26 protein-coding genes are annotated in these 25,562 nt (G+C 59.4%); 13 read left to right on the top strand and 13 right to left on the bottom strand.

Annotated features, from left to right (window positions below; all coding sequences use genetic code 11):
- Positions 1 to 3: 3 nt before the first annotated feature.
- Together HMPREF1487_RS10240 and HMPREF1487_RS10235 are read left to right on the top strand one after the other, a co-directional pair.
- The gene (locus HMPREF1487_RS10240; protein ID WP_010796570.1) at positions 4 to 423 is read left to right on the top strand and encodes a PA0061/PA0062 family lipoprotein; all 420 of its coding nucleotides are present in this window, start codon (positions 4 to 6) and stop codon (positions 421 to 423) included.
- Positions 424 to 456: 33 nt separating this feature from the next.
- Positions 457 to 894: a PA0061/PA0062 family lipoprotein gene (locus HMPREF1487_RS10235; RefSeq protein WP_010796569.1), complete on the top strand. Its 438-nt coding sequence runs from the start codon at positions 457 to 459 to the stop codon at positions 892 to 894.
- Here the strand turns inward: HMPREF1487_RS10235 and HMPREF1487_RS10230 are convergent.
- Positions 891 to 1,124 carry a DUF1161 domain-containing protein gene (locus HMPREF1487_RS10230; protein WP_010796568.1) on the bottom strand — a complete coding sequence of 78 codons (234 nt, stop codon included), beginning with the start codon at positions 1,122 to 1,124 and terminating at the stop codon, positions 891 to 893. The two genes, HMPREF1487_RS10235 and HMPREF1487_RS10230, sit on opposite strands and share 4 nt — an antisense overlap.
- Positions 1,125 to 1,280: 156 nt before the next feature.
- Here HMPREF1487_RS10230 and HMPREF1487_RS10225 point away from each other — a divergent pair, with 156 nt between their 5' ends.
- Positions 1,281 to 1,928, top strand: a complete 648-nt coding sequence (locus HMPREF1487_RS10225; protein ID WP_010796567.1) for a hypothetical protein — start codon at positions 1,281 to 1,283, stop codon at positions 1,926 to 1,928.
- 4 nt (positions 1,929 to 1,932) lie between these two features.
- Here the strand turns inward: HMPREF1487_RS10225 and HMPREF1487_RS10220 are convergent, their stop codons facing one another.
- On the bottom strand, positions 1,933 to 3,162 hold the full coding sequence (locus HMPREF1487_RS10220; RefSeq protein ID WP_010796566.1) for a nucleoside recognition domain-containing protein: 1,230 nt from the start codon (positions 3,160 to 3,162) through the stop codon (positions 1,933 to 1,935).
- 224 nt (positions 3,163 to 3,386) lie between these two features.
- On the opposite strand from HMPREF1487_RS10220, the gene wrbA reads away from it, so the two are divergent.
- Positions 3,387 to 3,983, top strand: a complete 597-nt coding sequence (gene wrbA / locus HMPREF1487_RS10215; RefSeq protein ID WP_010796565.1) for an NAD(P)H:quinone oxidoreductase — start codon at positions 3,387 to 3,389, stop codon at positions 3,981 to 3,983.
- Positions 3,984 to 4,231: 248 nt separating this feature from the next.
- Here wrbA and HMPREF1487_RS26765 read toward each other — a convergent pair whose 3' ends face one another.
- Both HMPREF1487_RS26765 and HMPREF1487_RS10200 read right to left on the bottom strand, forming a co-directional pair.
- The gene (locus HMPREF1487_RS26765; protein WP_010796564.1) at positions 4,232 to 4,393 is read right to left on the bottom strand and encodes a DUF1328 domain-containing protein; all 162 of its coding nucleotides are present in this window, start codon (positions 4,391 to 4,393) and stop codon (positions 4,232 to 4,234) included.
- A gap of 298 nt (positions 4,394 to 4,691) precedes the next feature.
- Complete coding sequence (locus HMPREF1487_RS10200) at positions 4,692 to 4,937, bottom strand: hypothetical protein (protein WP_010796562.1); 246 nt, start codon at positions 4,935 to 4,937, stop codon at positions 4,692 to 4,694.
- A gap of 526 nt (positions 4,938 to 5,463) precedes the next feature.
- On the opposite strand from HMPREF1487_RS10200, the gene algB reads away from it, so the two are divergent.
- Positions 5,464 to 6,807, top strand: coding sequence for a sigma-54-dependent response regulator transcription factor AlgB (algB, locus tag HMPREF1487_RS10195; RefSeq protein ID WP_010796561.1), 1,344 nt, complete (start codon positions 5,464 to 5,466; stop codon positions 6,805 to 6,807).
- Entirely contained in the window at positions 6,804 to 8,594 is a 1,791-nt protein-coding gene (locus tag HMPREF1487_RS10190) for an ATP-binding protein (protein WP_010796560.1), read from the top strand. The genes algB and HMPREF1487_RS10190 overlap by 4 nt, the downstream gene beginning before the upstream one ends.
- Positions 8,595 to 8,624: 30 nt before the next feature.
- Here the strand turns inward: HMPREF1487_RS10190 and HMPREF1487_RS10185 are convergent, their stop codons facing one another.
- Positions 8,625 to 9,998, bottom strand: a complete 1,374-nt coding sequence (locus tag HMPREF1487_RS10185; protein ID WP_010796559.1) for an MFS transporter — start codon at positions 9,996 to 9,998, stop codon at positions 8,625 to 8,627.
- The gene (locus HMPREF1487_RS10180; RefSeq protein WP_037029906.1) at positions 9,995 to 10,792 is read right to left on the bottom strand and encodes a siderophore-interacting protein; all 798 of its coding nucleotides are present in this window, start codon (positions 10,790 to 10,792) and stop codon (positions 9,995 to 9,997) included. The genes HMPREF1487_RS10185 and HMPREF1487_RS10180 overlap by 4 nt, the downstream gene beginning before the upstream one ends.
- Positions 10,793 to 10,847: 55 nt before the next feature.
- On the opposite strand from HMPREF1487_RS10180, the gene HMPREF1487_RS10175 reads away from it, so the two are divergent.
- Positions 10,848 to 11,276 carry a MarR family winged helix-turn-helix transcriptional regulator gene (locus HMPREF1487_RS10175; RefSeq protein WP_010796557.1) on the top strand — a complete coding sequence of 143 codons (429 nt, stop codon included), beginning with the start codon at positions 10,848 to 10,850 and terminating at the stop codon, positions 11,274 to 11,276.
- Here HMPREF1487_RS10175 and HMPREF1487_RS10170 read toward each other — a convergent pair.
- From HMPREF1487_RS10170 to HMPREF1487_RS10155, 4 genes are all read right to left on the bottom strand, one after another.
- Positions 11,273 to 12,052, bottom strand: coding sequence for an N-acetylmuramoyl-L-alanine amidase (locus HMPREF1487_RS10170; RefSeq protein ID WP_010796556.1), 780 nt, complete (start codon positions 12,050 to 12,052; stop codon positions 11,273 to 11,275). The two genes, HMPREF1487_RS10175 and HMPREF1487_RS10170, sit on opposite strands and share 4 nt — an antisense overlap.
- Before the next feature lie 43 nt (positions 12,053 to 12,095).
- Positions 12,096 to 14,186, bottom strand: a complete 2,091-nt coding sequence (locus HMPREF1487_RS10165; protein ID WP_010796555.1) for a GGDEF domain-containing protein — start codon at positions 14,184 to 14,186, stop codon at positions 12,096 to 12,098.
- A 256-nt stretch (positions 14,187 to 14,442) separates the two neighbouring features.
- A complete protein-coding gene (locus HMPREF1487_RS10160) occupies positions 14,443 to 15,072 on the bottom strand; it encodes a thiol:disulfide interchange protein DsbA/DsbL (RefSeq protein ID WP_010796554.1) in 630 nt (209 codons plus the stop codon).
- Between the two features lie 216 nt (positions 15,073 to 15,288).
- A complete protein-coding gene (locus tag HMPREF1487_RS10155) occupies positions 15,289 to 15,894 on the bottom strand; it encodes a c-type cytochrome (RefSeq protein ID WP_010796553.1) in 606 nt (201 codons plus the stop codon).
- Positions 15,895 to 16,043: 149 nt separating this feature from the next.
- On the opposite strand from HMPREF1487_RS10155, the gene yihA reads away from it, so the two are divergent.
- A complete protein-coding gene (gene yihA / locus HMPREF1487_RS10150) occupies positions 16,044 to 16,688 on the top strand; it encodes a ribosome biogenesis GTP-binding protein YihA/YsxC (RefSeq protein WP_010796552.1) in 645 nt (214 codons plus the stop codon).
- A gap of 426 nt (positions 16,689 to 17,114) precedes the next feature.
- Here yihA and polA read toward each other — a convergent pair whose 3' ends face one another.
- Positions 17,115 to 19,856 (bottom strand): DNA polymerase I, encoded by a 2,742-nt coding sequence (gene polA / locus HMPREF1487_RS10145; protein ID WP_010796551.1) that lies wholly within the window; start codon positions 19,854 to 19,856, stop codon positions 17,115 to 17,117.
- A 72-nt stretch (positions 19,857 to 19,928) separates the two neighbouring features.
- On the opposite strand from polA, the gene HMPREF1487_RS10140 reads away from it, so the two are divergent.
- Together HMPREF1487_RS10140 and HMPREF1487_RS10135 are read left to right on the top strand one after the other, a co-directional pair.
- Positions 19,929 to 20,210: a DUF2782 domain-containing protein gene (locus tag HMPREF1487_RS10140; RefSeq protein ID WP_010796550.1), complete on the top strand. Its 282-nt coding sequence runs from the start codon at positions 19,929 to 19,931 to the stop codon at positions 20,208 to 20,210.
- A gap of 122 nt (positions 20,211 to 20,332) precedes the next feature.
- Positions 20,333 to 21,283 carry a homoserine kinase gene (locus HMPREF1487_RS10135; RefSeq protein WP_010796549.1) on the top strand — a complete coding sequence of 317 codons (951 nt, stop codon included), beginning with the start codon at positions 20,333 to 20,335 and terminating at the stop codon, positions 21,281 to 21,283.
- Between the two features lie 71 nt (positions 21,284 to 21,354).
- Here the strand turns inward: HMPREF1487_RS10135 and znuA are convergent, their stop codons facing one another.
- Positions 21,355 to 22,299 carry a zinc ABC transporter substrate-binding protein ZnuA gene (gene znuA / locus HMPREF1487_RS10130; protein ID WP_010796548.1) on the bottom strand — a complete coding sequence of 315 codons (945 nt, stop codon included), beginning with the start codon at positions 22,297 to 22,299 and terminating at the stop codon, positions 21,355 to 21,357.
- A gap of 65 nt (positions 22,300 to 22,364) precedes the next feature.
- Between znuA and HMPREF1487_RS10125 the strand changes: the two genes are divergently transcribed.
- From HMPREF1487_RS10125 to znuB, 3 genes are read left to right on the top strand one after another with little or no spacing between them, the layout of a single operon-like run.
- Positions 22,365 to 22,850, top strand: a complete 486-nt coding sequence (locus tag HMPREF1487_RS10125) for a Fur family transcriptional regulator (protein ID WP_010796547.1) — start codon at positions 22,365 to 22,367, stop codon at positions 22,848 to 22,850.
- The gene (gene znuC / locus HMPREF1487_RS10120) at positions 22,847 to 23,617 is read left to right on the top strand and encodes a zinc ABC transporter ATP-binding protein ZnuC (RefSeq protein ID WP_010796546.1); all 771 of its coding nucleotides are present in this window, start codon (positions 22,847 to 22,849) and stop codon (positions 23,615 to 23,617) included. Before HMPREF1487_RS10125 ends, znuC begins: the two co-directional genes overlap by 4 nt.
- Positions 23,610 to 24,395, top strand: coding sequence for a zinc ABC transporter permease subunit ZnuB (gene znuB, locus HMPREF1487_RS10115; RefSeq protein ID WP_037029903.1), 786 nt, complete (start codon positions 23,610 to 23,612; stop codon positions 24,393 to 24,395). The genes znuC and znuB overlap by 8 nt, the downstream gene beginning before the upstream one ends.
- A 62-nt stretch (positions 24,396 to 24,457) precedes the next feature.
- Here znuB and HMPREF1487_RS10110 read toward each other — a convergent pair whose 3' ends face one another.
- On the bottom strand, positions 24,458 to 25,537 hold the full coding sequence (locus tag HMPREF1487_RS10110) for a tartrate dehydrogenase (RefSeq protein WP_010796544.1): 1,080 nt from the start codon (positions 25,535 to 25,537) through the stop codon (positions 24,458 to 24,460).
- Positions 25,538 to 25,562: the final 25 nt, after the last annotated feature.

Genomic DNA, 25,562 nt, shown 5'->3' with positions numbered 1-25,562 from the left:
TTCATGCGTCGTATTCTCCTGTTGTGCCCTGCCCTGGCACTGACTGCCTGTTCCCTGATGCCGCTGCCCAAGCCGGACCCTTCCCAGGCCTGGATCGACCTCAAGACCGAAAAACCGGATCTGCTCCAAGCCCAGCAAGCCGATCGCCAGACCCTTGAGGACGACCGTTACTTCCAGGTGCAACCCGGTAGCCATGATCTTCAGGTGCGCTACCAATTCAAGGTCGATCCGGCCAATATCGGCCCCAGTGCCACGCCCTTGGTCCGCACTTGCCTGCTCAATGTCCATTACAAGGATTTCTCGGCGGGCGAACGCTATCGGCTACAGGCTGAGCAGGCCGGGTTCCGCGCCTGGGCCAAGCTGTATGATGCCAGTCAGCAGGAAGTCGCACGGGGTGGAGAAAGTCGCTGCGGCGATGTCTAATCGATACTCTCAGACTCGCTCGGGCTAAAGGCCATGAAAAAGCACCTGTTGTTCGCCGCCGTACTGCTGGCAGGCTGCGCCAGCCCTCTTCCGCCCAAGAACCCAGACATGGCCTGGGTGGATCTGCACATGCAGATGGCCTCGGTAGGCAACGTGCTGATGGCGGATCGTCTGGATGGCAAGCGGCTCGACGATGGACGCTATTTCCAGGTCTCGCCCGGCGCGCATGAGCTACAGGTTCGCTATCAGTTCGAGCTGGGTGGCATGGTTCCGGGCGGCGGCATGATGGGCTTTGGCTACGAGCCGGTGGAGATCAACTGCTACATGATCGTCCAGTACGGTGATTTCAAGGCAGGCGAACGCTACCGCATCGAGGCGTCAGCCTACATGGACCAGCCCCGGCTGGAGCTGCACGATAGCCGGGGGCAGCCGGTTGGAACGGTTCGTCAGCGTCAGTGCATCCCGCTCTAGCCGTCGTTACGCTGGTAAATGATCTTCTTGGTGCCGTTTTCACAGCTGCCCACCACCATGTTGGGATCGGTGACGTCTGCGTTCGGTACGATTTCCAGCGTGTACGAGCTGACTCCGGCGGCCTGGATCTTTACCTCGATCTCAGATTTGAGCTGATCGCATGGTAACGGTGCCGCCCAGAGCGGGGCTGTAAACAGGCTGGCTGCAACGAACAATCCAAGCGTTTTCATGGTTTCACTCCTTGAGCGGGAAATGCCCTTCTTGGTTTTTGACTAGGGCCGTCACATTGAGTTTCTAGTACCCGATCACGGAAAGGCAACACGCGGGGAACCAGCCTACCGGGGACTCTTCCAATAAGGTGCAAATTTTCCCTTAAAGGTAGCCCAATGCTGGATTGGTTACGCGAGTACCGTGACGTCCTGACGCTGTTCATCTCCGGTTGCACGTTGCTGGTATGGATCTTTTATGCGCAGCTGCTGCTGAGCGGCTTCAAGCGCCAGCGTCAACCGCGGCTCATTATCAACCGCGGCGCAGGCAAGGGAGTAGGCGCCCTGTGTCTGCTTTCCAACATGAGCGCCGAGCCGATCTTCATTAACCAGCTGATCGTGCACCTGCACACCTCGCGCGGTACGCTCAAGGCGGATGTGACCGATGTTCGCGAGAGCAGCGAGGATGATTTCGATCAGGATGCCGAGCTGTATAAAGCCACCCGCCAGGGACCGCTGAAAACGGGTGACTTTACGCACATTGACACCTTTCAACGATTGATCTCCCGGGTAGCCGCTGCACACGATCTGGAACTCAATGGCATGCACCCGCCGGAAGGCTGGGTCTTTGATGGTCTGGAAATCCACGTGATCGCATTTTATGGCTCCGACAGGCACCCCATCGGTGTACGCCGCCGCTTCCGCCTGGGTCAGTACAAAGGGCATTACTGTTCACTGATTGCCGAAAGCCGGCAGACAGAACAGTTCACGACCCGTCGCCAGCGCCGCATCGTTCGCAAGCACTGGATGGCGGAATTCGAAAATTGATGACTCAGCCGAAAAACCAATAGCAGACCAGGATGGACGCCAGCACCCCGGCGCCATCGGCCAACAGTGCGCATCCGACAGCATGGCGAGCCCGCTGGATTCCTACCGAACCGAAGTAGACAGCCAGCACATAAAAGGTCGTCTCGGTACTGCCCTGGACAGTGGCCGCAATCAGGGCTGGAAAACTGTCCACGCCTTTGGCCTGCATCGTCTCGATCAGCATGGCGCGGGCGGCGCTGCCCGAAAACGGCTTGACCAGTGCTGTAGGCAGCGCATCGACGAAGCGGGTATCCCAACCCAGCCAGCCCACGGCATGGCGAACACCGTCAAGAATGATTTCCAGTGCGCCTGATGCCCGTAACACGCCCACCGCGCACAACATGGCAACCAGATAGGGCAACAGGTTCTTGGCAACCTCGAACCCTTCTTTTGCACCCTCGACAAAGGTTTCGTAAACCGGCACCCGCTTGAGCGCGCCAAAGATCAGGAACATCAGGATCAGGCCGAACAGCACCAGATTACCCAATAGCGACGACAATGCCGCCAGGGCCGTTGCCGACAAGGTGACCAGAATGCTCATGAAGCCGCCCAAAAGCAGTGCGCCGCCACCCAGCCACGCCAGGACGACCGGATCCCACAGCTTGAGCCGTTGCATGAATGAAACGGATAGCAGCCCGACCAGCGAGGAGACACTGGTCGCCAGCAGGATAGGCAGAAAGACCAGGGTTGGATCAGGCGCACCCTGTTGGGCGCGATACATGAAGATAGTGACGGGCAGTAATGTCAGGGAGGACGCATTGAGCACCAGAAATAGAATCTGTGCATTACTGGCCGTTTCCGGCTTGGGGTTCAGGTCCTGTAAAGCCCGCATGGCCTTGAGGCCAATGGGCGTAGCCGCATTATCGAGCCCCAGGCCGTTAGCTGCAAAGTTGAGCGTGATCAGCCCCAGCGCCGGGTGGCCGGCAGGTACTTCCGGCATCAAACGGCGGAACAGCGGCCCAAGGACATAAGCCAGCTTTTCGACCAGCCCGGCCTTCTCGGCAATACGCAGGATACCCAGCCAGAGCGTCAGTGTGCCGAATAACAGGATCATCACCTCTACCGACAGCTTGGCCATGGCAAACAGGCTCTCGACCATGGCTGCAAACACGCCTGCATCGTCTCCGATCAACCATCGTCCCAGCGCACTGATCGCCGCCACGATGAAAAAGCCCAGCCATAACCCGTTCAGCATGATGCATCTCCCCGAAACCAGCCGGGGATGATACGAGGGTTGACTCCCGATGGCGAAGGTCGAGCAGCCCTGCGCCTGTAAAAAGTCGAACGCGTCGATAGGTATCAATCAGAATTGAGATGGTTCAGGAAGAGAAACCTGCCGACGATTCCTGACCGCTGTTGTCCTTTCTTAAGCTATCAAAAGGCCGTCACTCGGCCCTCTGTTTTAACCAAGGAGACGACATGAAGAAAGTTCTGGTTCTGTACTATTCCATGTATGGACATATCGAGCGCCTGGCTGAAGCCATGGCAGAAGGTGCGCGACGAGTACCGGGCGTTGAAGTGACGATCAAGCGCGTCCCCGAAACCATGCCTGAAGACGTGGCCCGCAATGCTGGCGCCAAGCTTGATCAGGCAGCGCCAGTCGCCACGCCTCAAGAGCTGGCTGACTACGATGCAATCATCTTTGGAACACCAACCCGTTTCGGCAACATGGCGGGCCAGATGCGCACCTTCCTCGATCAGACGGGCGGTCTGTGGGTCAAGGGTGCATTGGTGGGCAAGCTGGGCAGTGTGTTCGTTTCGACGGGAACCGGGGGCGGTAGTGAGACTACCATTACGTCCTTCTGGAACACGCTGGCGCACCATGGCATGTTGATTGTCGGTATGCCTTATACCGACCCCATGCTGGCGGATATTACTGAAGTGAGGGGAGGCTCGCCTTACGGCGCAGCCACGCTGGCAGGAGCCAATGGCTCTCGATTGCCCAGCGCCAAGGAACTACAACTGGCGAGCCATCAGGGCGAGCATGTCGCCAAGCTGGCGGTAAAAATGCAGTAACCCAAAAATTATGTCCCCCAGGCGTTTTAGTCCTCAAGACCCACGGTCGAGGCCCAAAACGTCTGGGGGATATATCGTCCAGCCTGGCTCGTAACGACGAAGGTACTCCCTGTACCCTGAGGATGCTCCTCTTACCGCAAAGCACCCAAGCCCCTTGGCCTAAACGCCCCGACAAGTCGGGGCGTGTGTTCGGTCAGGTCATTAAACCGGCCTACGGCTACGATTTGATGACAATCGCAGGCCCCGTGTCAGGGTCGGCGGCGACCGAAGAAGAAGGACACCACAAACAGGATCAGGAACAGAACGAACAGGATCTTGGCAATACCTGCTGCTGTACCGGCGATGCCGCCGAAGCCCAAAACACCTGCAATGATAGCGATGATTAGAAACGTGATAGCCCAGCTCAGCATGATGATTCTCCTCGTCTTACTTTTCTCTGGTTTCTAGTTTGGATTTCTAGTTGATTATCGAGACACACTTACTTTCTCAGGCCAGGCCGACTGTCTTATCCGAGACTCTCTGGCACCGCTTTCCGAGAAAGATAGGCTCCTCGGTATGGATACTTCTAAATCGCGTGTGTTCCGGCTATCCGTCTGTTTTAACGCACGGCCGATCAAAATCATGCTGGCTACAAGGCCCAATAGAACTATCGCGCTGGCGAAGGTCAAAGCGAAGGTTGTGTAGGTCCCGGACATCGCAAGCGTCTCCTTAGAAAACCCAGCGAGTCTGACGGGGGAAACGGTCAACAGTAGATTGAGCCGGAATGGCTTTTTGCTGCTCGACGCTTACATGGCTTGCCAGAGGCTTGGCCGCCGGTGCCTTCACTTCAATGTGAGGTACGGCTTGCGGAGCAGCAACAGGAGTAGAGGTATGGCCCGTGGTGAACAGCACTGCTGCTACACCTGCGAAGAATGCCGAACAGATCATATTGTTACGTGCAATCTGGCTGACCATGGGTTTACTCCTTCAACTGTTATTGGCCGTTTCAGGCTCTATGCAAGATATATTGCAGACGGCATGCCAAGTTTTTGAATAAAAAAAATCATTTAAAATCAATAAGTTAAAAATTAGATCCGCTTTCTGCCGCTTGCATACTGCAAGATGCAGGGTTTCAAGCATTGCGTTTTGCATGATGCCTATAGAGAAAAACTGACCGTTCTGGCGAACTTCTCAAGCCAAGCGGCCTCTACTTGTGTTGCCTTCCTTAAAGGAAAAGGCGAAACCTCAGCGTCAGTGCCTCGTTGTCTGTACCGAATTCCTGGCCGGATCGGTAGTAAGGCTGGTGTTTTTCGAGGCTTCCCTGCAATTTGCATGGCCCCTCCTCCATCTGCCCCTGTCAGCGCGTCATGACATCTCATCAAAAGACTTGCATCGTTTGTCGTGCATATTGCAACTTGCACGACTTACAACTGACTAAGGCACAGACCTCCCGCCCCCTTCTGTTTATATAGGTGCGGGATGTACCTACGGAGAACATTCCATGGATCAACCGAGCGGAAGGATTCTTCTCGTCGATGACGAGGCAGCGATCCTGCGTACTTTCCGTTTCTGCCTTGAAGATGCTGGTTATAGTGTCGCTACGGCCAACTCGGCCGCTCAGGCCGAAGCCCTGCTGCTACGACAGGTATACGACCTTTGTTTTCTCGACCTACGCCTGGGCGAGGACAACGGTCTGGATGTATTGCAACAGATGCGTATCCAGGCACCCTGGATGCGGGTAGTCATCGTTACCGCCCATTCGGCGGTGGATACAGCGGTCGATGCCATGCAGGCTGGTGCTGCCGATTACCTGGTTAAACCTTGCAGCCCTGATCAGCTGCGCATGGCCGCGGCCAAGCAGCTGGAGTTTCGCCAGCTGTCCGCTCGCCTTGAAGCGCTCGAAGGTGAAGTACGCAAGTCCAGCCTGGGTCTGGAATCCCGTAGTCCGGCCATGATGTCGATACTGGAAACGGCCCGACAGGTCGCTACGACCGACGCCAATATTCTTATTCTGGGCGAATCCGGTTCCGGCAAGGGTGAGCTGGCCCGCTCCATCCATGCCTGGAGCCGCCGCGCCAAGAAAACCTTTGTCACCATCAACTGCCCGTCCCTGTCCGCCGACCTGATGGAAAGCGAGTTGTTTGGCCACACCCGCGGTGCGTTTACCGGAGCCAGTGAAAGCACCCTGGGTCGCGTCAGCCAAGCCGATGGCGGTACTCTGTTTCTCGACGAAATCGGTGATTTCCCGCTTGCCCTGCAACCCAAGCTGCTGCGCTTCATCCAGGATAAGGAATATGAGCGGGTGGGCGATCCGGTCACGCGCCGTGCCGATGTACGCATTCTTGCCGCGACCAACCGCAACCTCGAGCAGATGGTGGCGGAAGGTGAGTTCCGCGAAGACCTGCTCTACCGCCTGAACGTCATCGTGCTGACCCTGCCGCCGCTTCGCGAGCGTAAGGAAGACATCATTGATCTGGCCGAGCGTTTCCTGGCCCGCTTCGTCAAGGACTATGGCCGTCCGGCCCATGGATTCAGTGAGGAAGCCAAGGAAGCGCTGCGCAAGTATGACTGGCCCGGCAACGTCCGCGAGCTGCGCAACGTAATCGAGCGCGCCAGCATTATCTGCAGCAAGGATCTGGTGGACGTTACCAACCTTGGCCTGACCGAGCAGCCCAGCTCCGCCAGTAGCGCTCCGCGTGTGGGTGAGACCATGAGCCTGGAAGCGCTCGAGAAGGCGCATATTGCGGCGGTCATGGCGACAAGCGAGACGTTGGATCAGGCCGCCAAAATTCTCGGCATCGACTCGTCGACGCTCTACCGTAAACGCAAGCAGTACGGGCTATGAAGCTTCCGATAAAACTTAGGACACGCCTGTTCCTGAGCATTTCCGCGCTCATTACCGTTGCGCTGCTCGGACTCATTATCGGGTTGGTCAGTGTCCTGCAGTTCTCCAATAGCCAGGAGAGCTACAACAAGCACACGCTGCTGTTCATCAATGCCTCACTGGGCATGCGACAGGAGCTGAGCAACGAGCTGTACTCGCTCATGGATGGGGCGCCGGACGCCAATCAGCTTCGCAATCATGATCAGGAGTTTCGTAACTACCTGGCCACGACCCAGAGCCTGGTCAGCCATCCGGACGATATCCAGCAGCTGAGTCAGCTCGAGAGCAAGTACAACCAGTACTACAAGATGCTGGGCAATCCACCGGATGGATACTCTGCGCTCAGGGAAAACAAGGTTTTTCTGGACTTGGTCAACAGCCTGCGCAATCAGGTGTATGACCTGCAGACCAGCTTTATCAGCGACATGGACAGTACCCAGCAACACGCCCATAACCGGGCCACGCTGATTGCCGTCCTGCTGGGGCTCGTCGGGCTGGCTATCCTGGGGATTGGATTTGCAACGGCCAACACCATTGCTCGTCGCTTTGGCGGTCCCATCGACTCGCTGGCCAAGGCAGCCGACCAGATCAGCCAAGGGCATTTCGACATTACCCTGCCGACCTCCAAGGTGACCGAGCTGGCCTTGCTAAGTCGCCGCTTCGGTTCCATGGCGGAGTCCCTGCGTCAGCTGAGCCAGACCAACATCGAGGCCCTGGTGGCCGGGCAACGTCGTCTTCAAGCGGTGCTGGACAGTATCGACTACGGCCTGATCATCCTCGACTACCTCGGACATATCGAACATGCCAACCCGGTGGCGAACCGTCAGCTAGGTTGGGATGACGAGCGTCAGGGTCAGCTCCTGGGCGCGGCCCTGCAACGCCCGGATATCGACGAAGCCGTCCAGCGTGTCCTGTCCGGCAAGACGCTGGAAGCTGTCCCGGAAGATCTGCAGATCGATATTGCGGGTGAGACACGCCTGCTCGCCTGGACAGTCACGCCGGTCAACCATGCCGACGGCCGCAGCGTTGGTGCCTTGATGGTCCTGCGTGATGTGACCGAGCAGCGTGCCTTCGACCGGGTCCGCAACGAGTTCGTCCTGCGAGCCTCCCATGAGCTACGGACGCCGGTAACCGGCATGCACATGGCCTTTGCCCTGTTGCAGGAGCGCCTGAAGTTTCCCGAAGACTCGCGTGAGGCTTATCTGCTGCAGACAGTGGATGAGGAAACCCATCGCCTGGTCCGCCTGATCAACGACCTGCTGGACTTCTCACGCTACCAGAGCGGCCTGCAACGTCCTGAGAAAGTCCCGAGTGAAGTCAGCGAGCTGCTCGATCAGGCCCGCGCACGGCATGCCGATGCCGCTCGGGACAAGTCGGTCGAGCTGGTGGTGGAACTGCTGCATACCCCGCTTCCCCGCGTCACGCTGGACCCGGCACAAATGGGCCGGGTGCTGGACAACCTCATCAGCAATGCCCTTCGCCATACCCCTGCGGGCGGCCGCGTTTCGCTTCAGGCCATGCGTCAGAACGATCGCCTGCTCATGGCTGTACAGGACAACGGCGAAGGGATCGCCTATGCCCAACAAGGCCGGGTATTCGAGCCGTTTGTGCAGATTGGTTCCAAGAAAGGCGGTGCCGGTCTTGGCCTTGCGCTCTGCAAGGAGATCATTCAGCTCCATGGCGGGCGCATTGGCGTCGTCTCGCGACCGGGACAGGGTACGCAATTCTTCATGACCCTGCCGACCTGAACGCAAAAGCCGCCCAACGGGCGGCTTTTTTCATGCCTTGTCTTCCTTGGGCACGTGCCAGTTGATCCAGGCCGCCAGCAGACCCAATGCCGAAGCCAGGGCCAATCCCAGACGAGGCGCTCCCTCCGGCCACAGATGCAGCAGGATGGCCAGCGCGGCGGCGCCCAGGGCCATGCCGGTCTGCCGTGCAGTCGCCTGCATGCCTCCTGTCGCTCCGGTCCGGGAAGACGGCGTGGACGTCAGCATGACCCGGTTGTTGGGCACCTGAAAAAAGCCGAAGCCCAGCCCGCCGATGATCATGAAAGCCACCAGTGGGCCTTGCCCTTGTGCCAGCGGCCAGACCGCGGTAATTCCCAATCCCAGGGCGATACCCAATCCACCCAGCATGCACAGTGTCTGGGGGCGGTAACGATCCGCCAGACGCCCGGCGACCTGAGCGGCCACGGCCACCGTCAGCGGCCAGGACAGCATCAGCAAGGCTACGTGTACCGGTGTGAGCCCCAGCTGATGCTGCAGGTAAAACGGAATAGCCAGAAAGCACAGCATTTGTGCAGCGAACGAGCAGATAGACGCCATGATCGCATGGCGGAACGCTGAGTGTTCAAGCAGATCCACCGGCAGCAGCGGCGCCGTCTGACCCCGTTCACGGCGTAGCAACCCACACAGGCAGCCGACCGCCACGAGCAATAGCACAGCACCTTGCAGGGGCTCTACTGCCAGTCGCTCAAGCCCACCGATGGCACCGCAGAACAAGGCAACATTGAGCAGTGCGCTGAATGGATCGATACGGCGCTGCGCCCGTGGGTTATCCGGCAAGGCCTTGAGCAGCATCAGAACAGCCAGTCCTATGGGCAGATTGATCGCAAACAGCCAGGGCCATCCACCCAAGGCCAGGATGCCGGCGCCCAGGCTGGGTGCCAGGGCTGATCCCAGGGCAACGCAAAGTGCATTGATACCGATGCCCCGTCCCAGCAGATGCCTGGGATAGGTCAGCTTTACGATGCCAGCGCTGACACACATGATGGCAGCAGCCCCAATGCCCTGAAGTGCTCGCGCCAGCACCAGCCAGAAGAGATCCGGCGCCAGGGCACACCCGAGCGACGCCAGGCTGAACAGACAGACCCCGGCGCCGAATACACGGCGCAGACTGATCCGCTCGGACAACGCTGCCAAGGGCAGCAGCAGGGCCACCAGCGCCAGCTGATAGGCACTGACGATCCAGACTGACTGCGCGGCGGAAACATCAAGTGCCTGGGCAATGGTAGGCAGCGCCAGATTGGCAATACCCGAATCCAGAACTGTCATGCTGATGGCCGCCAGCAGCGCCGCAATGGCCTGATAGCGCCGGGGCGTTGGCAGGCCATCAGTGCCCGCCGGGGCTGAGGAAGAGGTAGTTGTGTTCAATCTTCAAGCTTCACGTGCTGATCGCTTTCGCCGCGCTTCCAGTAGCCGGCTGCCTTGACCCATTCGCGAGGCAGTCCGTGCTGTTCGATCATCACCTGCCGAGCGGCGCGGGCAGCACCGGCTTCACTGGCGATCCAGGCGTAGCCTTCACCTGCGGGCAGTTGCAATCGCGCCAACGAGTCCGCCAGCGAATCACTCGTCGTCTCGCGGTAGACCCAGATCAGCGTCACGGCCGCCTGACTCGGCAAGGGGATTTCGCCGCCTGGTCGGGCTACCTCTACCAGCGCAATAGCTGTCTTGTCGGCGGGCAGCTCCTCAAGACGGCGTGCCATGGCCGGCAGGGCCGTTTCGTCACCAGCCAGCAGATACCAGTCAAAGTCGCTGGGCGGAAGCATCGAGCCTCTGGGACCGCCAATGACGATCTCGTCACCCGGCTGGGCCTGGGCAGCCCACGCGGTGACTACACCTGTTTCGTGCAGGTAAAAGTCGATGTCGAGTTCACCGGTAGCAGAGTCATAGCGGCGCGGCGTGTAATGGCGGCCCACAAGTCTATCCAGCGGAACGCTGCGGATAGGCGCCCCATCGGCTGGGAGAAACAGTTTGATATGGTCATCGAAGGCCGGGCTGTTGAAATCCGCGAGATCCGGGCCGCCAAAGGTCAGGCGCAGCATATCGCCACCCAGGCTTTCACGGCGTACGACCTGGGCCCAGCGACGTTTGAGTTCATGGCGGACGCGCTGAAAAACGTGACGTGTACTGGAATCTGCCGTGCGGCTATGAAATGATGCAGTCATTAAAGAGGACCCATTCATTGAGGTTCCTCACTATATTCAAGATAAGTGATGCACCATGTCAACCATTTTTGAAATTGCCGAAGCCCTGCACGACATCAAGCGCAGCATGCGTCAGCATCTGGATAGCGCTCTGCAAGCCTCGGGGCTCTCGTTTGCCCGTTATAAGGTCATGAGCCTTCTGGATAAGCTAGGCCCCTGTCGCCCCGGTGTGCTTGCGGAACATTTGAAGCACGCGCCCCGCACCCTGACAGATGCCATTGATGCGCTGGAACGTGACGGACTGGTTCGCCGTGAGCCCCACCCGGATGACCGCCGGGCGGTCCTAGTGCACCTGACTGATGCCGGCCGGCACGCACTTACGCTCGCGCAGGCACCCCGTCGGCAGGCGTTGGAGGCTGTCTTTGCACCGCTTGAAGCCGATGAGCAGGCGCAGCTGCTGCGCCTGCTAGGCAAGGTTCGTGACGCGAACCCGAAGGGAAGCTAACGGCCCGTTGGCAGGCTGAGCAGCAAGGCTGCCGTCTGCAGATCCGGCTCACCGTCGAATCGACCTGGGCGGTACTTTATCTGGAAGGCCGAAATCACATCGCGGGTCGCCTTGTCCAGCAGGCCGGTCTGCGGTACGGCATAACCAACACGGGCCAGCTGCTGCTGGAACCACGCAGGCGGAGGGAGAACGCCACCCAGGCTGGCCTGCCGCTGTGCGACCGTGGCCGGGGTTGGCCAGTTGATGATACCGGCAGCGGCCAGACGCGCCCAAGGGAACATCGGGCCCGGGTCCTGCTTGCGGGACGGTGCGATGTCGCTATGGCCAATCACGGCATTCGGCCCCAGGTGGTGACGCTGCTGGATATTCTTGAGTAGCGGGATAAGCGCCTTGATCTGCTCTTCCGTGAAGGGATACCACTGACGTCCTGTGGGCGTGTCACGGAAGCCCAGGTTTACCATCTCGATCCCGATGGACGTCGCGTTGAGCCAGGTCCGCCCTTCCCACTCGCTCTCCCCTGCGTGCCAGGCACGGCGATTTTCGTCGACCAACCGGTAGATCGTACCGTCCCGGTCAATCATGTAGTGGGCGCTTACACCGCCATGGGTCAGCATGGCCAGGGAGCGTTGCGAGTCCGATGCGGTGTAGTGCAGCACGATGTACTGCACACGGCTATCCTGATCCTTGGCCGTGTGGTCCGTATTGATGCGAAGCCCGCCGGCACAACCGGCGAGCAAGGTGCTGAAGAGCAATAACAAGGGCAGTAGCAGACGCATGACGCAAGAACCTCGGACAACTTTTGTAGGGTATGGCAGGCCGTCAGGCCAGCTCGATTCGGTTCCGCCCTCCGCGCTTGGCGCGGTAAAGCGCCTGATCCGCACGTTCGAAAGCCTGCTTGCTGCCTTCGCCTGTCTGGAACGCCGTGAGGCCGGCCGAGCAGGTTATGGTGACGCGCTCGCCCTTGAAATGAAATGGGCAGGCTTCAATGGCTGCACGTAACGCCTGAATCAGGGGCTCGCCCTCCTCCATGGACGTGTTAGGCAACAGGACGACAAATTCCTCTCCACCGAAGCGCGCAATAAAGTCGGTCCGCCGTAGCTTCTTGCTCAACTGGGTACCGATGATCTTGAGCACCTTGTCTCCCGCCAGATGGCCGAAATCATCGTTGACCCGCTTGAAGTGATCCACGTCGATCACTGCCAGCAGCAGACTGCTATGGTAACGCTGCCAAAGCGAGACTTCGGCATCCAGGCGCTCGGTCCAGGCCGCACGGTTAGGCAGGCCGGTCAGCGGATCGGTCAGAGCTTTCTTGCGCTGCTCTTCGACGTGGGAGCGATAGTCGTTGGCCTCCTGCTCCATGCTGACCACACGCTCCGAAAGCGTTTTCAGCCGCTCGGCCATTTCCAGCTCGCGCGCCTCACGCTGTTGCTGATACTGCTCCATGTGAGTCAGCATGCCATCCAGGCGGCTTTCCAGCGCCTTTTTCACATTATCCGGCTCAGCGGCTTCCTGCACATGAGTCTGCAGGTCGCTGACCTGCTCACGGAGCTCTTCGCTGAAGGAGCGCTCTTGCTCACGAGCCTCGTCATGGCCTTCGTTGACCTGTTGCAGGTGATTCTGGAAGCTGTCCAGGCGCTGATTGAGCTGCTTGAGATAGCCCTCGAACTCGCGATGGCCTTGGTCGTTGAGTGAAAGCACCAGGCCCGACAGGTCATCCAGCAACGGCACCAGCTCATACCAGTTCAACCGTCCGAACATGCGCTGTCGCAAGGCTTCAGCCTGCGGTTTGTGGCTATCCGGCAGCTGCAGCTCGTCCAATAGATGAATCAGCGTCGCCTCGATATGCGGAGCGATAGCGCTGTATCCAGGCTCTGGCGGTGGTGGCAGATCAAAATGGGACTCGTCTGACGTAACTTCAGCCGTAGCCATTTTAGACTGCTCGGCCTCAGTACTTTCCATGACTTGAGACGGCTCTTCTACTGCGGCTTCTAGCTCGGCGGGCTTCTCGTCTTCGACAGTAGCGGTTTCAATAGCAGTTTCTGTAGGCTCAGCGACCTCAAGCTTATCGGCCTCAGCCTCAACGGGTGTGCTGGCTGGCGTCTCGCTGGGTACATCCGGTGCGATGGCAGCAATCGGCTCAGCCTGAGCAATAGGCTTGGCAAGCGGTTCCTGCTCGCCCGCAGAGCTGGCTCCCTCGATCGGCACAGTGATAGGCGAGGGCTGAGGCGTCTCTGCTACGGGCAGTACGACTTGCTCAGGCGTAGCGGGCTCCGCAACCACTGGCAGGTCGGCAGCGTTCGAAGCCGGCTCGTCCTCCAGGTCGTCTTCGTCATCCGCCTCGTCATGCGGGGCTGGTACGGGTTTGGCAACAACAGGCGCCTCCTCCTTTCCCTTACCCAGCAGCCGCTCCAGAAAACCAGGCTTATGGGGCTGGGCATTGGCCTGAGCTTCCAGGGCCTGACGCTGCAGTCGGCTCAACTCGATCACCAGTTTGGGGAAATCACCTGGCTGCTCGGCTGAATTGGCCGCCTTCTTGGCAAAGCGCTTCAGCGACTTGCGGATATCCCGAGGCAGCGGTAGCGCCATCAGCATATGAGACAGGTCCGCAAAGGCCTTGGCCGCATGCTCGGCGCGCTCGCTACGGCGACGCTCCGACTCGAGTACAGTTTTCTCCAGACGCGGAATCATGCGCGAGAGCTCGTCGTCCATATTCTCGTGGCGCAGGATATTGCGCAGATCATGGAGACACTCATCCACAGCCTTGTCGTTGCCTTCGGCTGCGATACTGGTGCGGGTCAAGCCGCGGCGTACCAGGTCAAGACGCGCTTCCCAGCGCGCCTCCACTTCTTCCTGGCGCTCGACGACCTCCAGGTACTTGTTTTTCCAGCGTTCGAGATCGTCCTGGCTCATGTCAGGCCCCGAGAGAAGAGCATGGGTAAATCTAAAGCGTTATGCATGTTTTAGCAGACGCCACAGGTTGTATCGCTTCGATAAGGTTCATGGCAGTTGTAACGGCCGAAATAACCCGGCCTTTAACGTACACAGCAGAAGTGTGATACAGGTTGTAAATAACGACAGGTTTACGCCAGCTGGTTGGGCAGCATAGAAGATCCAGCCAGCAGCGCAGCCTGGAAGGGCCCGCCAGAATGGCAGGCCCGGCAGGGTATTACTTGGCGGCGCGTTCCTTCTGGATCAAGAAATCAGCCACTTGCAGGGCCTGGTCCGGACCACCTGCGCTACCCAAGTCAAAGCGGTATTTACCGTTGACGACCATGGTCGGAACGCCGCTGATCTGGTAGGCCATTGCCAGTTTCTTGTCCTTCTCGACCTGTCCCTTCACGGCGAAGGAATTGTAGGTGCTCAGGAATTTCTCGCGATCAACACCCTGATTAGCCAGAAAGTCCGCCATCTCCTCAGGAGTGGCCAGCTTCTGTTGGCCGTTATGAATGGTCGCAAAAATCGCCTCATGCACCTTCTGCTCGACGCCCATGGCTTCCAGCGTCACGAACAGCTGGCCATGAACGTTCCAGACACCACCAAACATGGCCGGCACGCGACGGAAACTCACATCGTCAGGCAGCTTTTTGGCCCAGGCATTCAACGTCGGCTCGAAGGCATAGCAGTGCGGGCAGCCATACCAAAACAGTTCGACCACTTCGATCTTGCCCGGTGTAGCCACTGGGACCGGGTTGCTCATTTCCGTGTATTGTTTGCCAGCCTCAATCTCCTGGGCGTTGGCAAACGTACCAAACAGGCCGGAAAAGGCTAATACAGCGGTAAGAATCAGGTTACGCATTAATCTACTCCTGGGCTGAAAGGCCATGCTGCGAAGCCCGCAGCAGGCAGGCCACGCCGGATAAAGCCATGCTTCAATCGAAGCATGCGACGGGGTCTGCCATTGTAGCGGTCATAACCACCAAAATGAGGGCTGCTGCGGCGCTTTTTAACGTGACATTCAGGCTTGATTCAACTTCTCAACGCGTCCACCCAATGGGACGCACCGTAAACAGCTCTAGTGCAATCCTTCAATATAGGTTGCCAAGGCTGAAATATCCTGGTCAGACAGCTTGCTGGCAATGCTGCGCATCATCATGGCTTCGCCATCATTGGTGCGCTGTCCTTCGTGAAAAGCGGTCAGCTGCTTGAGGGTATAAGCGGCGTGCTGGCCTGAAAGCAAGGGAAAGCCGGCCTGGCGATTGCCGACACCATCCGGCGCGTGACAGCCCGTACAGGCAGGCAGACCCGTTTCCAGACGTCCGCCTCGATAAAGCGCTTCGCCAGCAGCCACAAGCGCAGGGTCAGCGGCACCGATCACCGGCTTCTGCGAGGCAAAATAGGCCGCCAGGTCTTCTATATCCTGATCGCTCAGGCCTGGCATGAACGCCATCATTTCAGGCACGGGCCGGGCGCCGCTCTTGATATCGTGGAGCTGTTTGATCAGATAGCGCTCGCCCTGACCGGCACTCTTGGGAAAATTGGGTATAGGGCTGTTACCATCGGGACCATGGCAGGCAGCACAGACCATCGACTTGCTTTGTCCGGCGGCAACATCGCCTGCGGCCTGGGCCGTCATGCTGATTCCCAGGGTGAGCAAAAGGCTCACCATCAGTGTTTTCATCCGTCGATCCATTACGCCTGTGTACGGGACGCAAGCCAGCCTGCTCAACCCCAGGCATACTATGCGTACAGAATCTGCATCATTCTATAGAGACGGCTCCGCTGAGCGAAAGCGGGAGTCGCAGCGCTGCGGCGCCATCGAGACCTACTATGACGTTCAAAAACCCTATTATCGGCCTTTGCCAACAAGCGACCTACCAGATCAGCGCCACCCGGGTGGACCAGTGCCCGCCGGATATTGGCTACGAAGTCGCCTTTGCCGGCCGCTCTAACGCGGGCAAATCCAGTGCACTTAATACCCTGACCCATGCCAGCCTGGCCCGTACCTCCAAAACCCCTGGCCGTACCCAGATGCTCAACTTCTTCCAGTTGGATGAGGAGAGACGTCTGGTCGACCTACCTGGCTATGGCTATGCCAAGGTCCCGATTCCGCTCAAACAGCACTGGCAGCAGCACCTGGAAGCCTATCTGGGCAGCCGTGAGAGTCTTGTGGGTATCGTCTTGCTGATGGATATCCGCCACCCGCTGACCGAATTCGACCTCCTGATGCTGGACTGGGGCAAGGCAAGCCACATGCCGATCCATGTTCTGTTGACCAAGGCCGACAAGCTGGCTTTTGGCGCAGCCAAGAATGCACTGCTCAAGGTGCAGCGCGACATCAAGAAAGGCTGGGGCGACAACGCCAGCGTACAGCTGTTCTCGGCTCCCAAGCGCCAGGGGATTGAAGAAGCCCACAAGGTGTTGGCTCAATGGCTGGGGCTGCTTGAGGACGAAGCGGCCAACGACGTGGAATAAGCACAGGAGCATGGCGCACTGAATTGTGGGTGCGCCATAGGCTGGCAGCACATGTCCATCGAAGCGCTACCGCTCTTGTTCAGGCAAAAACCTCTGCCGCACTTTTCCAGACGCAAAAAAAACCCCGATCTTCATTGGGGAGGGGAAAAGATCGGGGTTTAAGTTCGGACCGCTAGGGCGGGGTCCGTTAATCTGCCAACACTAAACAGCAAAGGAGCATCGAAGGGCTTCTCCAAGCCATTCACAAAATCAGACAGAACGGCTTCACAAAAGTTCTCCGTTCATCGAAAAAATGTCATAACCGCTTGTTATTTTTTCGAAGACTCATTCCTGAACCTCAAGATACTGGCCAATTCGCTCCTTTTAGCCACTATTTCGCCATAAAAGGCTACAAAAGGCCCCAGCGGAGCCTTCTGCGTTGCCCTCTTAGTGCGCCTCGTCCCAGTTACAGCCAACGCCTGCTTCCACCAGCAGCGGTACGTCCAATTCAGCCGCACCACTCATCAATGGGCAGAGTTCTTCACGGACGGTCTCGACGAGATCTTCCCGTACTTCCAGTACCAGTTCGTCGTGTACCTGCAAAATGACGCGGGCATCAATACCCGAACGCTGTAGCCAGTCATCCACACGCACCATGGCGCGCTTCATGATGTCTGCCGCCGTGCCCTGCATGGGTGCGTTGATCGCCGCACGTTCGGCACCACGACGGATGTTCTGGTTCTTGGAGTGAATATCCGGCAGGTACAGACGACGGCCAAACAGCGTTTCCACATAGCCCTGATCCACGACCTGGGCGCGGGTGCGCTCCATGTAGGCCAGCACGCCGGGGTAACGCAGGAAGTATCGGTCGATATAGGCCTGGGCCTCCTTGCGATCCACACCGATCTGCTTGGCCAGGCCAAACGAACTCATGCCGTAGATCAAGCCAAAGTTGATGGCCTTGGCGCGGCGACGCTGCTCGTTGGTTACCTCGTCCAGGCTTACGCCCATGACTTCGGCAGCCGTGGCACGGTGTACGTCCAGGTCGTTCTGGAATGCATGCAAAAGGCCTTCGTCCTGGGCCAGATGCGCCATGATGCGCAGCTCGATCTGCGAATAGTCCGCCGCCATCAGCTTATAGCCTTTGGGCGCGATGAAGGCCTGACGAATGCGGCGACCTTCCGCGGTGCGGATCGGGATATTCTGCAGGTTCGGATCGGATGAAGACAGTCGCCCCGTCGCCGTCACCGCCTGATGATAAGAGGTGTGGATACGTCCGGTGTGCGGGTTGATCTGCTGGGGCAGCTTGTCGGTATAGGTGCTCTTGAGCTTGCTCATCGAGCGGTGCTGCATGATGACCTTGGGCAGCGGATAATCCTGGTCGGCCAATTCCTGCAACACGGCTTCGGCCGTGGACGGCTGGCCGGACGCGGTCTTGGATACCACCGGCAGGCCTAGCTTCACAAACAGGATCTCGCCGAGCTGCTTGGGCGAGCCCAGGTTGAACTCCTGGCCGGCCAATTCGTAAGCCTCTTTCTCCAACGCGATCATCTTTTCACCCAGCTCGCGGCTCTGCACGCCAAGCAGATCGCGGTCCACATAGGCCCCGTTCTGCTCGATACGCGCCAGTACCGGCACCAGTGGCATCTCGATGTCTTTCAGCACGCTGGCCAGCGCCGGAACGGCCTCCAGCTTGGGCCAGAGGGCCTGATGCAGGCGCAGGGTAACGTCAGCATCTTCGGCGGCGTAAGGGCCGGCCTGCTCCAGGGCAATCTGGTCGAAGGTCAGCTGCTTGGCGCCCTTGCCGGCAATGTCCTCGAAACGGATGGTGCTGTGGCCAAGGTATTTGAGCGCCAGGCTGTCCATGTCATGACGGGTGGCGGTAGCGTCCAGCACATAGGATTCGAGCATGGTGTCGAAGGCAATGCCGCGCAGGGTGATGCCATAGCGGGCAAAAACGTTCTTGTCGTACTTGCCGTGCTGCATGACCTTGAGCTTGGTCTCGTCTTCCAGTAGCGGCTTGAGCGCAGCCAGTACGGCGTCACGGTCAAGCTGGGCGGGTGCCCCCATGTAATTGTGCGCAACCGGCACATAGGCCGCCTCGCCTGCTGTTACCGCGAACGAGATACCGGCCAGATCCGCCTGATGAGCGTCCAGGCTGTTGGTTTCGGTGTCCAGGGCAAACAGGTCGGCCGCCTTCAGCTTTTCCAGCCAGGCGTCGAATTCGTCCTGGGTCAGGACCGTTTGGTAATCGAGCTCCAGCATCGCCTGCTCGCTTTCACCCAGTGGCAGCGGCTCGCCGCTGTCCTTGGCCTCCCGCAGCAGGTCGTCCAGCCAGGATTTGAATTCCATTTCCTTGTACAGGGCGATCAGCGCTTCGCGGTGCGGTTCCTCCGGCATCAGTTCATCGAATTTCACGTCGAGCGGAACATCGATCTTGATGGTTGCCAGCTGATAGGAAAGATACGCCTGATCGCGGTGCTGCTCGAGCTTGGCCGCCAGCGACTTGGCGCCGCGGATTGGTAGCGTAGCCACCTTGTCCAAATTGGCATACAGCGCGTCCAAGCCGCCGCCAATCCCGTTGAGCAGGCCACAGGCCGTCTTCTCGCCAATGCCCGGTACGCCGGGAATGTTGTCGATCTTGTCGCCCATGAGTGCCAGGAAGTCGATGATGTGCTCAGGCCCCACACCAAACTTCTCTTTCACACCCTCGACGTCCAGCACGCTGCCGCTCATGGTGTTGACCAGCGTGACATGCTCGCAGACCAGCTGGGCCATGTCCTTGTCGCCTGTGGAAATCACCACCGGACGAGAAGCGGCTGCGCAGCTGCGGGCCAAAGTGCCGATCACATCGTCCGCCTCGACGCCTTCCACATTGAGCAGCGGCAGGCCCAGGGCGCGAATGCAGGCGTGCAGCGGCTCGACCTGACTGCGCAGGTCATCGGGCATGGCCGGGCGATGGGCCTTGTAGTCGGCGAAGAGTTCATCGCGGAACGTTGGGCCCTTGGCATCGAAGACTACGGCAAAGGGGCTGTCCGGGTATTGTCTGCGCAGGGACAGCAGCATGTTGAGGACGCCTTTCACGGCGCCGGTCGGCCGGCCGGTCGATGTCATCAACGGCGGCAGGGCATGGAAGGCACGGTAGAGATAGGAGGAACCGTCCACCAGGACGAGAGGCGCTTGGCTCATGAGCGAGATCAACCTTTTCGCGAGGCCTAGAGGTAGAATTTCCTCTGACCTATTCAAAAGGACAAGGTTACCATGCGAGTGCTCAGCAGACTTTTACTCATCGGTCTTTTAGCTGCCCCTACCGTACCCGTACTGGCCCAGGAGGACCCTTCGCCCGAGCCGGACGTGACCATCCGTCATGATGGCGACAAGACCATCCAGGAATACCGCGTGAACGGTTTTCTGTATGCCATCAAAATCACTCCCAAGCACGGCAAGCCGTATTTTCTGGTGCGCGCCGATGGCGACAGCAATTTCATCCGCTCGGACCAGCCCGACATGCTGATTCCCCAATGGGAAATTTTCCGCTGGTGATTTTATTCGGCCCTGTCGGTACGGGTGGCTGTTCCTCAGGCGGCAGCAGGCGGTAAACTGCCCGCCGTTTTTCGGCTTGCAGGCCGTTCTCGTCCATGACGCTTTGAGGAAAGCTTCACCCCATGTCCGTCTTTACCCCGCTCGACCGCCCGACGCTTGAAGCTTTCCTGGCAGACTACGGCCTTGGCCGCCTGCGCGACTTTCGCGGTATTGCCGAAGGGTCCGAGAACACCAACTACTTCATCAGCCTGGAAGGCGGTGAGTTCGTGCTGACACTGGTCGAGCGCGGTCCGGCAGCCGATCTGCCGTTTTTCATCCAGCTCCTGGATGTGCTGCATGAAGCCGATCTGCCAGTGCCGTATGCGCTGCGCACCGAGGCGGGAGACGGACTACGGACCCTGAAGGGCAAGCCTGCCCTGCTGCAGCCGCGGCTACCAGGCAAGCATGAGCGCGTACCGAACCCTCATCACTGCCAGGAAGTCGGCTCGCTGCTGGCCTGCATCCACTTGGCAACACGCGATCGAATCATCGAGCGCCCAAGCGACCGGGGTCTTGCCTGGATGCTGGAGCAGGGCCCACAACTGGCAAACGAGCTACCCGAATCGGCCCAGGCGATGTTGCATAACACACTGGAGGAGATTCGCGCGCTGCAGGAGCGAAACCCCAACCTGCCATGCGCCAACCTGCATGCCGACCTGTTCCGCGACAACGTAATGTTCGACGGGCCGCACCTGTCTGGCGTAATCGACTTCTACAATGCCTGCTCAGGCTGGATGCTCTATGACCTCGCCATCACGGTGAATGACTGGTGCTCCCGCGAAGACGGCTCGCTCGACGAGCCGCGCGCCCGCTCATTACTGGCCGCCTATGCCGCCAAGCGCCGCTTCACGCCGCTCGAAGTCGAACTCTGGCCGGTTATGCTGCGGATTGCCTGCGTACGCTTCTGGCTGTCCCGCCTGATTGCCGCCAAGGCCTTTGCCGGTCAGGATGTGCTGATCCACGACCCTGCCGAGTTCGAGCACCGTCTCGCCCAGCGCCAGAGTGTTGCGCTGCGACTCCCCCTGTCGCTGTGAGCTTTTCGAGGGCTTCGTCCTGTATACGAAGCCCCTGCCTCAACGACTCAGCTAGTCAAAATCGCCTTTGCCTAAATTTTACCCAGGCAATCCGTCAGCTTGCCCGTCAGGTTGGTCAGCAGCGTCTCATAACCGGAGGCATTGACTGGCGCATCAGCGCCCAGCGGATCCAGTTCGGACAGCGTGACTGGCAGGCCCTGGCTTAGCGTATCGGCCAGACGTGGGCGCAGCGGCGGCTCGGTAAAGACACAGGTGGGCCCGGCGCTCTTCAGCATGGCGCGCATTGCGGCAACATGGCGGGCGCCCGGCTGCACATCCCCACTGATGGCAAATACACCACGGTGTGACAGGCCGTAGGCTTCCTCGAGGTAGTCGAAGGCCTCATGGAAGACGAAATACGGCTTGCCGATCAAGGGCGTCAGATCCTGCTTGAGCTGGCCATCGAGGCGGTCGAGCCGCTGATTGAAGGCTGCCAGATTCGCCTTGTAGCGGTCGGCGTTGGCACTGTCCTGGGCCGAAAGATCAGCCGCCATCCTGGCAGCGATCACACGTGCGTTGTTCAGCGAGAGCCAGAGATGCGCATCGATGGAGCCGGGACGATGGTCATGGTCGTGCTCGAAAGCTTCGTCATGGCCATGGTCGTGTTCGTGCTCGTGATCTGCTTCGGCGCTGAAATTGACGAAGCGCCGCAGGTGCAGATCAGGTAGCTCTTGTATGGCGACGCTGGGCTTGTCCCGGCCGGGCAACACATCCTTGAGAAAGACTTCCATGTCCGGCCCTACCCAATAGAACAGCTGCGCCTCGCGGATGCGCCGTATGTCGGAAGGCCGCAGGGCGTAGTTGTGCGGGGAGGCGCCTGGTGGCAGCAGGACATCGGGCGTATCGACACCCTCTTGCACCGCCGCAGCAATCAGCTGTAGGGGTTTGATGCTGGTCAGTACGTTGACCTCGGCATGGGCCGAGGCTGCAAAAGCGGTCAGGCCGAACAGAGCGCCGGCAATCAGGGATCGGATCACGGAAGGGTCTCAAAGCAGTACGTTTGCAATATAATAACGTCCCTATTCATAAACGGCTCATTTCAATGACGAGTATCCCTCTGGCTTCTCGCCCGCATGACCATTCCCATTGCGTCACCCATGCGCTGGGTGAGGCCGAATCGCTGTGCACGAAGTCCGGTGTACGCCTGACCGACCTGCGCCGCCGCGTGCTGGAGCTGGTCTGGCAAAGCCACAAGCCGCTCGGGGCCTATGACATCCTGGCGGTTCTCAGCGAGCAGGACGGCCGCCGTGCTGCACCGCCGACCGTTTATCGTGCGCTGGATTTCCTGCTCGAAAACGGCCTGGTGCACCGCATCGCCTCCCTGAACGCCTTTATTGGCTGCAATCACCCAGGGCATGCCCACCAGGGTCAGTTCCTGATCTGCCGCCATTGCCATGTGGCAATCGAGCTTGAACAGCCTGCCATTCATGAGGCTATTCAGGCAGGTGCCGGCACGGTCGGCTTCAAGGTCGAAGGCCAGACAGTTGAAGTCATCGGCCTCTGCTCTGCCTGCCAGGACGCTCAATGAGCGATGCGCTGATCCAGCTGTCCGATGTGGGCGTGCGCTTTTCCGGGCAGAACATTCTTGATCAGGTAAACCTGACCCTCACGCGTGGCGAAATCGTCACGCTGATCGGGCCCAACGGGGCCGGCAAGACAACACTGGTGCGCACCGTACTGGGTCTGCTCAAGCCGGACACCGGCAGCGTCTGGCGTCAGCCACGCCTGACGATTGGCTACATGCCGCAAAAGCTGCACGTAGATGCAACGCTTCCGCTCTCTGTGCTGCGGTTCCTGCGGCTCGTGCCGGGTGTAGACCGTACAAGTGCCGCCAGCGCCCTGGCCGAGGTAGGTGCAGATCACTTACTCGACAGCCCTTTGCAAACCATTTCCGGAGGCGAGTTGCAGCGCGTGCTGCTGGCCCGTGCGCTCTTGCGCAAGCCCGAGCTGCTGGTGCTCGACGAGCCGGTCCAGGGTGTGGACGTAAGCGGTCAGGCGGAGCTCTATCGGCTCATTACCCAATTGCGCAACCGCTACGGCTGTGGCGTGCTGATGGTTTCCCATGACCTGCATCTGGTCATGAGCACCACTGATCAGGTCGTCTGCCTGAATCATCACATCTGCTGCTCCGGCCATCCCGAGCAGGTCAGCGGCGATCCGGCCTTTGTCGAACTGTTCGGCCAGGACGCGCGCAGCCTCGCGATCTACCACCATCACCACGACCATGCCCATGAACTGCATGGCGGCGTCGTGATGAAACCCCACGTCCATGGTGAACACTGCAAGCATGGCTGATTTTCTTCTTTACGCCTTGCTCGCCGGGCTTGCATTGGCGGTTGTTGCCGGGCCGCTGGGCTCGTTCGTGGTCTGGCGACGTATGGCCTATTTTGGCGACACCCTTTCCCACGCAGCCCTGCTCGGTGTGGCAATGGGCTTTTTGCTTGATGTCAGCCCGACCCTGGCGGTTACCGTTGGCTGCGTCGTTCTGGCTGTCCTTCTGGTATTGCTCCAGCGCCGCCGGGGCCTGGCCGCCGATACGCTGCTGGGCATCATGTCCCACAGCACCTTGTCGCTAGGCCTGGTGGCTTTGTCCTTCATGAAGGACGTACGGATCGACCTGATGAGCTATCTCTTTGGGGATCTGCTTGCCGTCAGCCAGAGCGATCTGTGGTGGATTCTGATCGGCAGCGTGATCGTACTGGCCGCGCTGGCCGCGCTCTGGCGCCCCCTGCTAGCCATTACCGTCCACGAGGAATTGGCCCAGGTGGAAGGCCTGCCGGTTACGGCCATCCGCATGGCCCTGATGCTGCTCATTGCCATCGTGATTGCGGTCGCGATGAAAATCGTCGGCGTCCTGCTGATCACGTCGCTGCTCATCATTCCCGCCGCTGCCGCGCAGCGCCATGCCCGCAGCCCCGAGCAAATGGCCTTTGGCGCCAGTGTGCTGGGGATCATTGCGGTGTGCCTGGGCCTATCGCTGTCGTGGTATCAGGACACGCCTGCCGGCCCCTCCATCGTGGTCTCGGCCGCAGCGCTCTTCCTGCTCAGCTTTACCCTGCCCCGACGGGCTTAAGCGTCACTGGACCTGAAAAGCCCCGCCTAGGCGGGGCTTTTTTATTGGTCAGAGAACACTCTTTAGAACTGCGCGGCAATGGCCTTGCCAAGCGCCTCGGTCGTTCCCGTCCCGCCAATATCCCGTGTCAGCGGTGCATTGTCCGGACCTTTTGCCAGAACGGTCTCGATGGCAGCCAGTACTGCCGCGCCAGCGTCATGGTGGCCCAGGTGCTCCAGCATCATCGCGCCGCACCAGATCTGCCCGATGGGATTGGCAATCCCCTGGCCTGCAATGTCCGGCGCCGAGCCATGGACGGGCTCGAACAGGCTAGGGAAGCGGCGGTCCGGATTGATGTTGGCCGAAGGCGCAATACCGATCGTACCCGTGCAGGCCGGGCCAAGGTCGGAAAGAATGTCCCCGAACAGATTGCTTGCCACGACGACGTCGAACCAGTTCGGATGCAGCACAAAATTCGCCGTCAGGATATCGATGTGGTATTTGTCGATCTTGACCTCTGGATAGCCTGCCGCCATGGCTTCCACCCGCTCGTCCCAGTAAGGCATGGTGATGGAAATGCCGTTGGATTTGGTGGCCGAGGTCAGGTGTTTCTTCGGACGCCGCTGCGCCAGCTCAAAGGCGAACTTGAGGATGCGATCGACCCCGATACGGCTCATGACCGTTTCCTGCATGACCACTTCGCGCTCGGTGCCGGCAAACATCTTGCCGCCGATGCTGGAGTATTCGCCTTCGGTATTCTCGCGCACCACATAGAAATCGATATCACCCGGCTTGCGGTTGGCCAGCGGGCTTCTCACGCCCGGCATCAGGCGGCAGGGGCGCAGGTTCACGTACTGGTCGAAGTCACGGCGGAATTTCAGCAGCGACTCCCACAAGGAGACATGATCAGGAACCACCTCGGGCCAGCCCACCGCGCCAAAGTAAATCGCGTCGTAGCCCTTGAGCCGTTCGAACCAGTTGTCCGGCATCATCTTGCCGTGCTTCACGTAGTAATCCGCACAGGCAAAATCAAACCAGTCCCATTGCAGCGTCAGGTTGAATGCCTTTGCAGCGGCATCCATGACCCGAATGCCCTCAGGCATGACTTCCTTGCCGATGCCATCGCCGGGAATGACTGCAATCCGGTAACAGGGCGTGCTCATGGGCGAATCCTCTTGTAGTTGATAC

Source organism: Pseudomonas sp. HPB0071, assembly GCF_000478505.2.
In the GTDB taxonomy this organism is placed as follows: domain Bacteria; phylum Pseudomonadota; class Gammaproteobacteria; order Pseudomonadales; family Pseudomonadaceae; genus Chryseomonas; species Chryseomonas luteola.
This window is presented reverse-complemented; position numbering and strand designations above follow the sequence as displayed.

What these genes read in the sequence shown, in the direction of transcription:
- HMPREF1487_RS10240 (WP_010796570.1), top strand. Translation starts at nt 4, where the DNA reads ATGCGTCGTATTCTCCTGTTGTGCCCTGCCCTGGCACTGACTGCCTGT.
- HMPREF1487_RS10235 (WP_010796569.1), top strand. Translation starts at nt 457, where the DNA reads ATGAAAAAGCACCTGTTGTTCGCCGCCGTACTGCTGGCAGGCTGCGCC.
- HMPREF1487_RS10230 (WP_010796568.1), bottom strand. Translation starts at nt 1,124, where the DNA reads ATGAAAACGCTTGGATTGTTCGTTGCAGCCAGCCTGTTTACAGCCCCG.
- HMPREF1487_RS10225 (WP_010796567.1), top strand. Translation starts at nt 1,281, where the DNA reads ATGCTGGATTGGTTACGCGAGTACCGTGACGTCCTGACGCTGTTCATC.
- HMPREF1487_RS10220 (WP_010796566.1), bottom strand. Translation starts at nt 3,162, where the DNA reads ATGCTGAACGGGTTATGGCTGGGCTTTTTCATCGTGGCGGCGATCAGT.
- wrbA (WP_010796565.1), top strand. Translation starts at nt 3,387, where the DNA reads ATGAAGAAAGTTCTGGTTCTGTACTATTCCATGTATGGACATATCGAG.
- HMPREF1487_RS26765 (WP_010796564.1), bottom strand. Translation starts at nt 4,393, where the DNA reads ATGCTGAGCTGGGCTATCACGTTTCTAATCATCGCTATCATTGCAGGT.
- HMPREF1487_RS10200 (WP_010796562.1), bottom strand. Translation starts at nt 4,937, where the DNA reads ATGGTCAGCCAGATTGCACGTAACAATATGATCTGTTCGGCATTCTTC.
- algB (WP_010796561.1), top strand. Translation starts at nt 5,464, where the DNA reads ATGGATCAACCGAGCGGAAGGATTCTTCTCGTCGATGACGAGGCAGCG.
- HMPREF1487_RS10190 (WP_010796560.1), top strand. Translation starts at nt 6,804, where the DNA reads ATGAAGCTTCCGATAAAACTTAGGACACGCCTGTTCCTGAGCATTTCC.
- HMPREF1487_RS10180 (WP_037029906.1), bottom strand. Translation starts at nt 10,792, where the DNA reads ATGACTGCATCATTTCATAGCCGCACGGCAGATTCCAGTACACGTCAC.
- HMPREF1487_RS10175 (WP_010796557.1), top strand. Translation starts at nt 10,848, where the DNA reads ATGTCAACCATTTTTGAAATTGCCGAAGCCCTGCACGACATCAAGCGC.
- HMPREF1487_RS10170 (WP_010796556.1), bottom strand. Translation starts at nt 12,052, where the DNA reads ATGCGTCTGCTACTGCCCTTGTTATTGCTCTTCAGCACCTTGCTCGCC.
- HMPREF1487_RS10165 (WP_010796555.1), bottom strand. Translation starts at nt 14,186, where the DNA reads ATGAGCCAGGACGATCTCGAACGCTGGAAAAACAAGTACCTGGAGGTC.
- HMPREF1487_RS10160 (WP_010796554.1), bottom strand. Translation starts at nt 15,072, where the DNA reads ATGCGTAACCTGATTCTTACCGCTGTATTAGCCTTTTCCGGCCTGTTT.
- HMPREF1487_RS10155 (WP_010796553.1), bottom strand. Translation starts at nt 15,894, where the DNA reads ATGAAAACACTGATGGTGAGCCTTTTGCTCACCCTGGGAATCAGCATG.
- yihA (WP_010796552.1), top strand. Translation starts at nt 16,044, where the DNA reads ATGACGTTCAAAAACCCTATTATCGGCCTTTGCCAACAAGCGACCTAC.
- polA (WP_010796551.1), bottom strand. Translation starts at nt 19,856, where the DNA reads ATGAGCCAAGCGCCTCTCGTCCTGGTGGACGGTTCCTCCTATCTCTAC.
- HMPREF1487_RS10140 (WP_010796550.1), top strand. Translation starts at nt 19,929, where the DNA reads ATGCGAGTGCTCAGCAGACTTTTACTCATCGGTCTTTTAGCTGCCCCT.
- HMPREF1487_RS10135 (WP_010796549.1), top strand. Translation starts at nt 20,333, where the DNA reads ATGTCCGTCTTTACCCCGCTCGACCGCCCGACGCTTGAAGCTTTCCTG.
- HMPREF1487_RS10125 (WP_010796547.1), top strand. Translation starts at nt 22,365, where the DNA reads ATGACGAGTATCCCTCTGGCTTCTCGCCCGCATGACCATTCCCATTGC.
- znuC (WP_010796546.1), top strand. Translation starts at nt 22,847, where the DNA reads ATGAGCGATGCGCTGATCCAGCTGTCCGATGTGGGCGTGCGCTTTTCC.
- znuB (WP_037029903.1), top strand. Translation starts at nt 23,610, where the DNA reads ATGGCTGATTTTCTTCTTTACGCCTTGCTCGCCGGGCTTGCATTGGCG.
- HMPREF1487_RS10110 (WP_010796544.1), bottom strand. Translation starts at nt 25,537, where the DNA reads ATGAGCACGCCCTGTTACCGGATTGCAGTCATTCCCGGCGATGGCATC.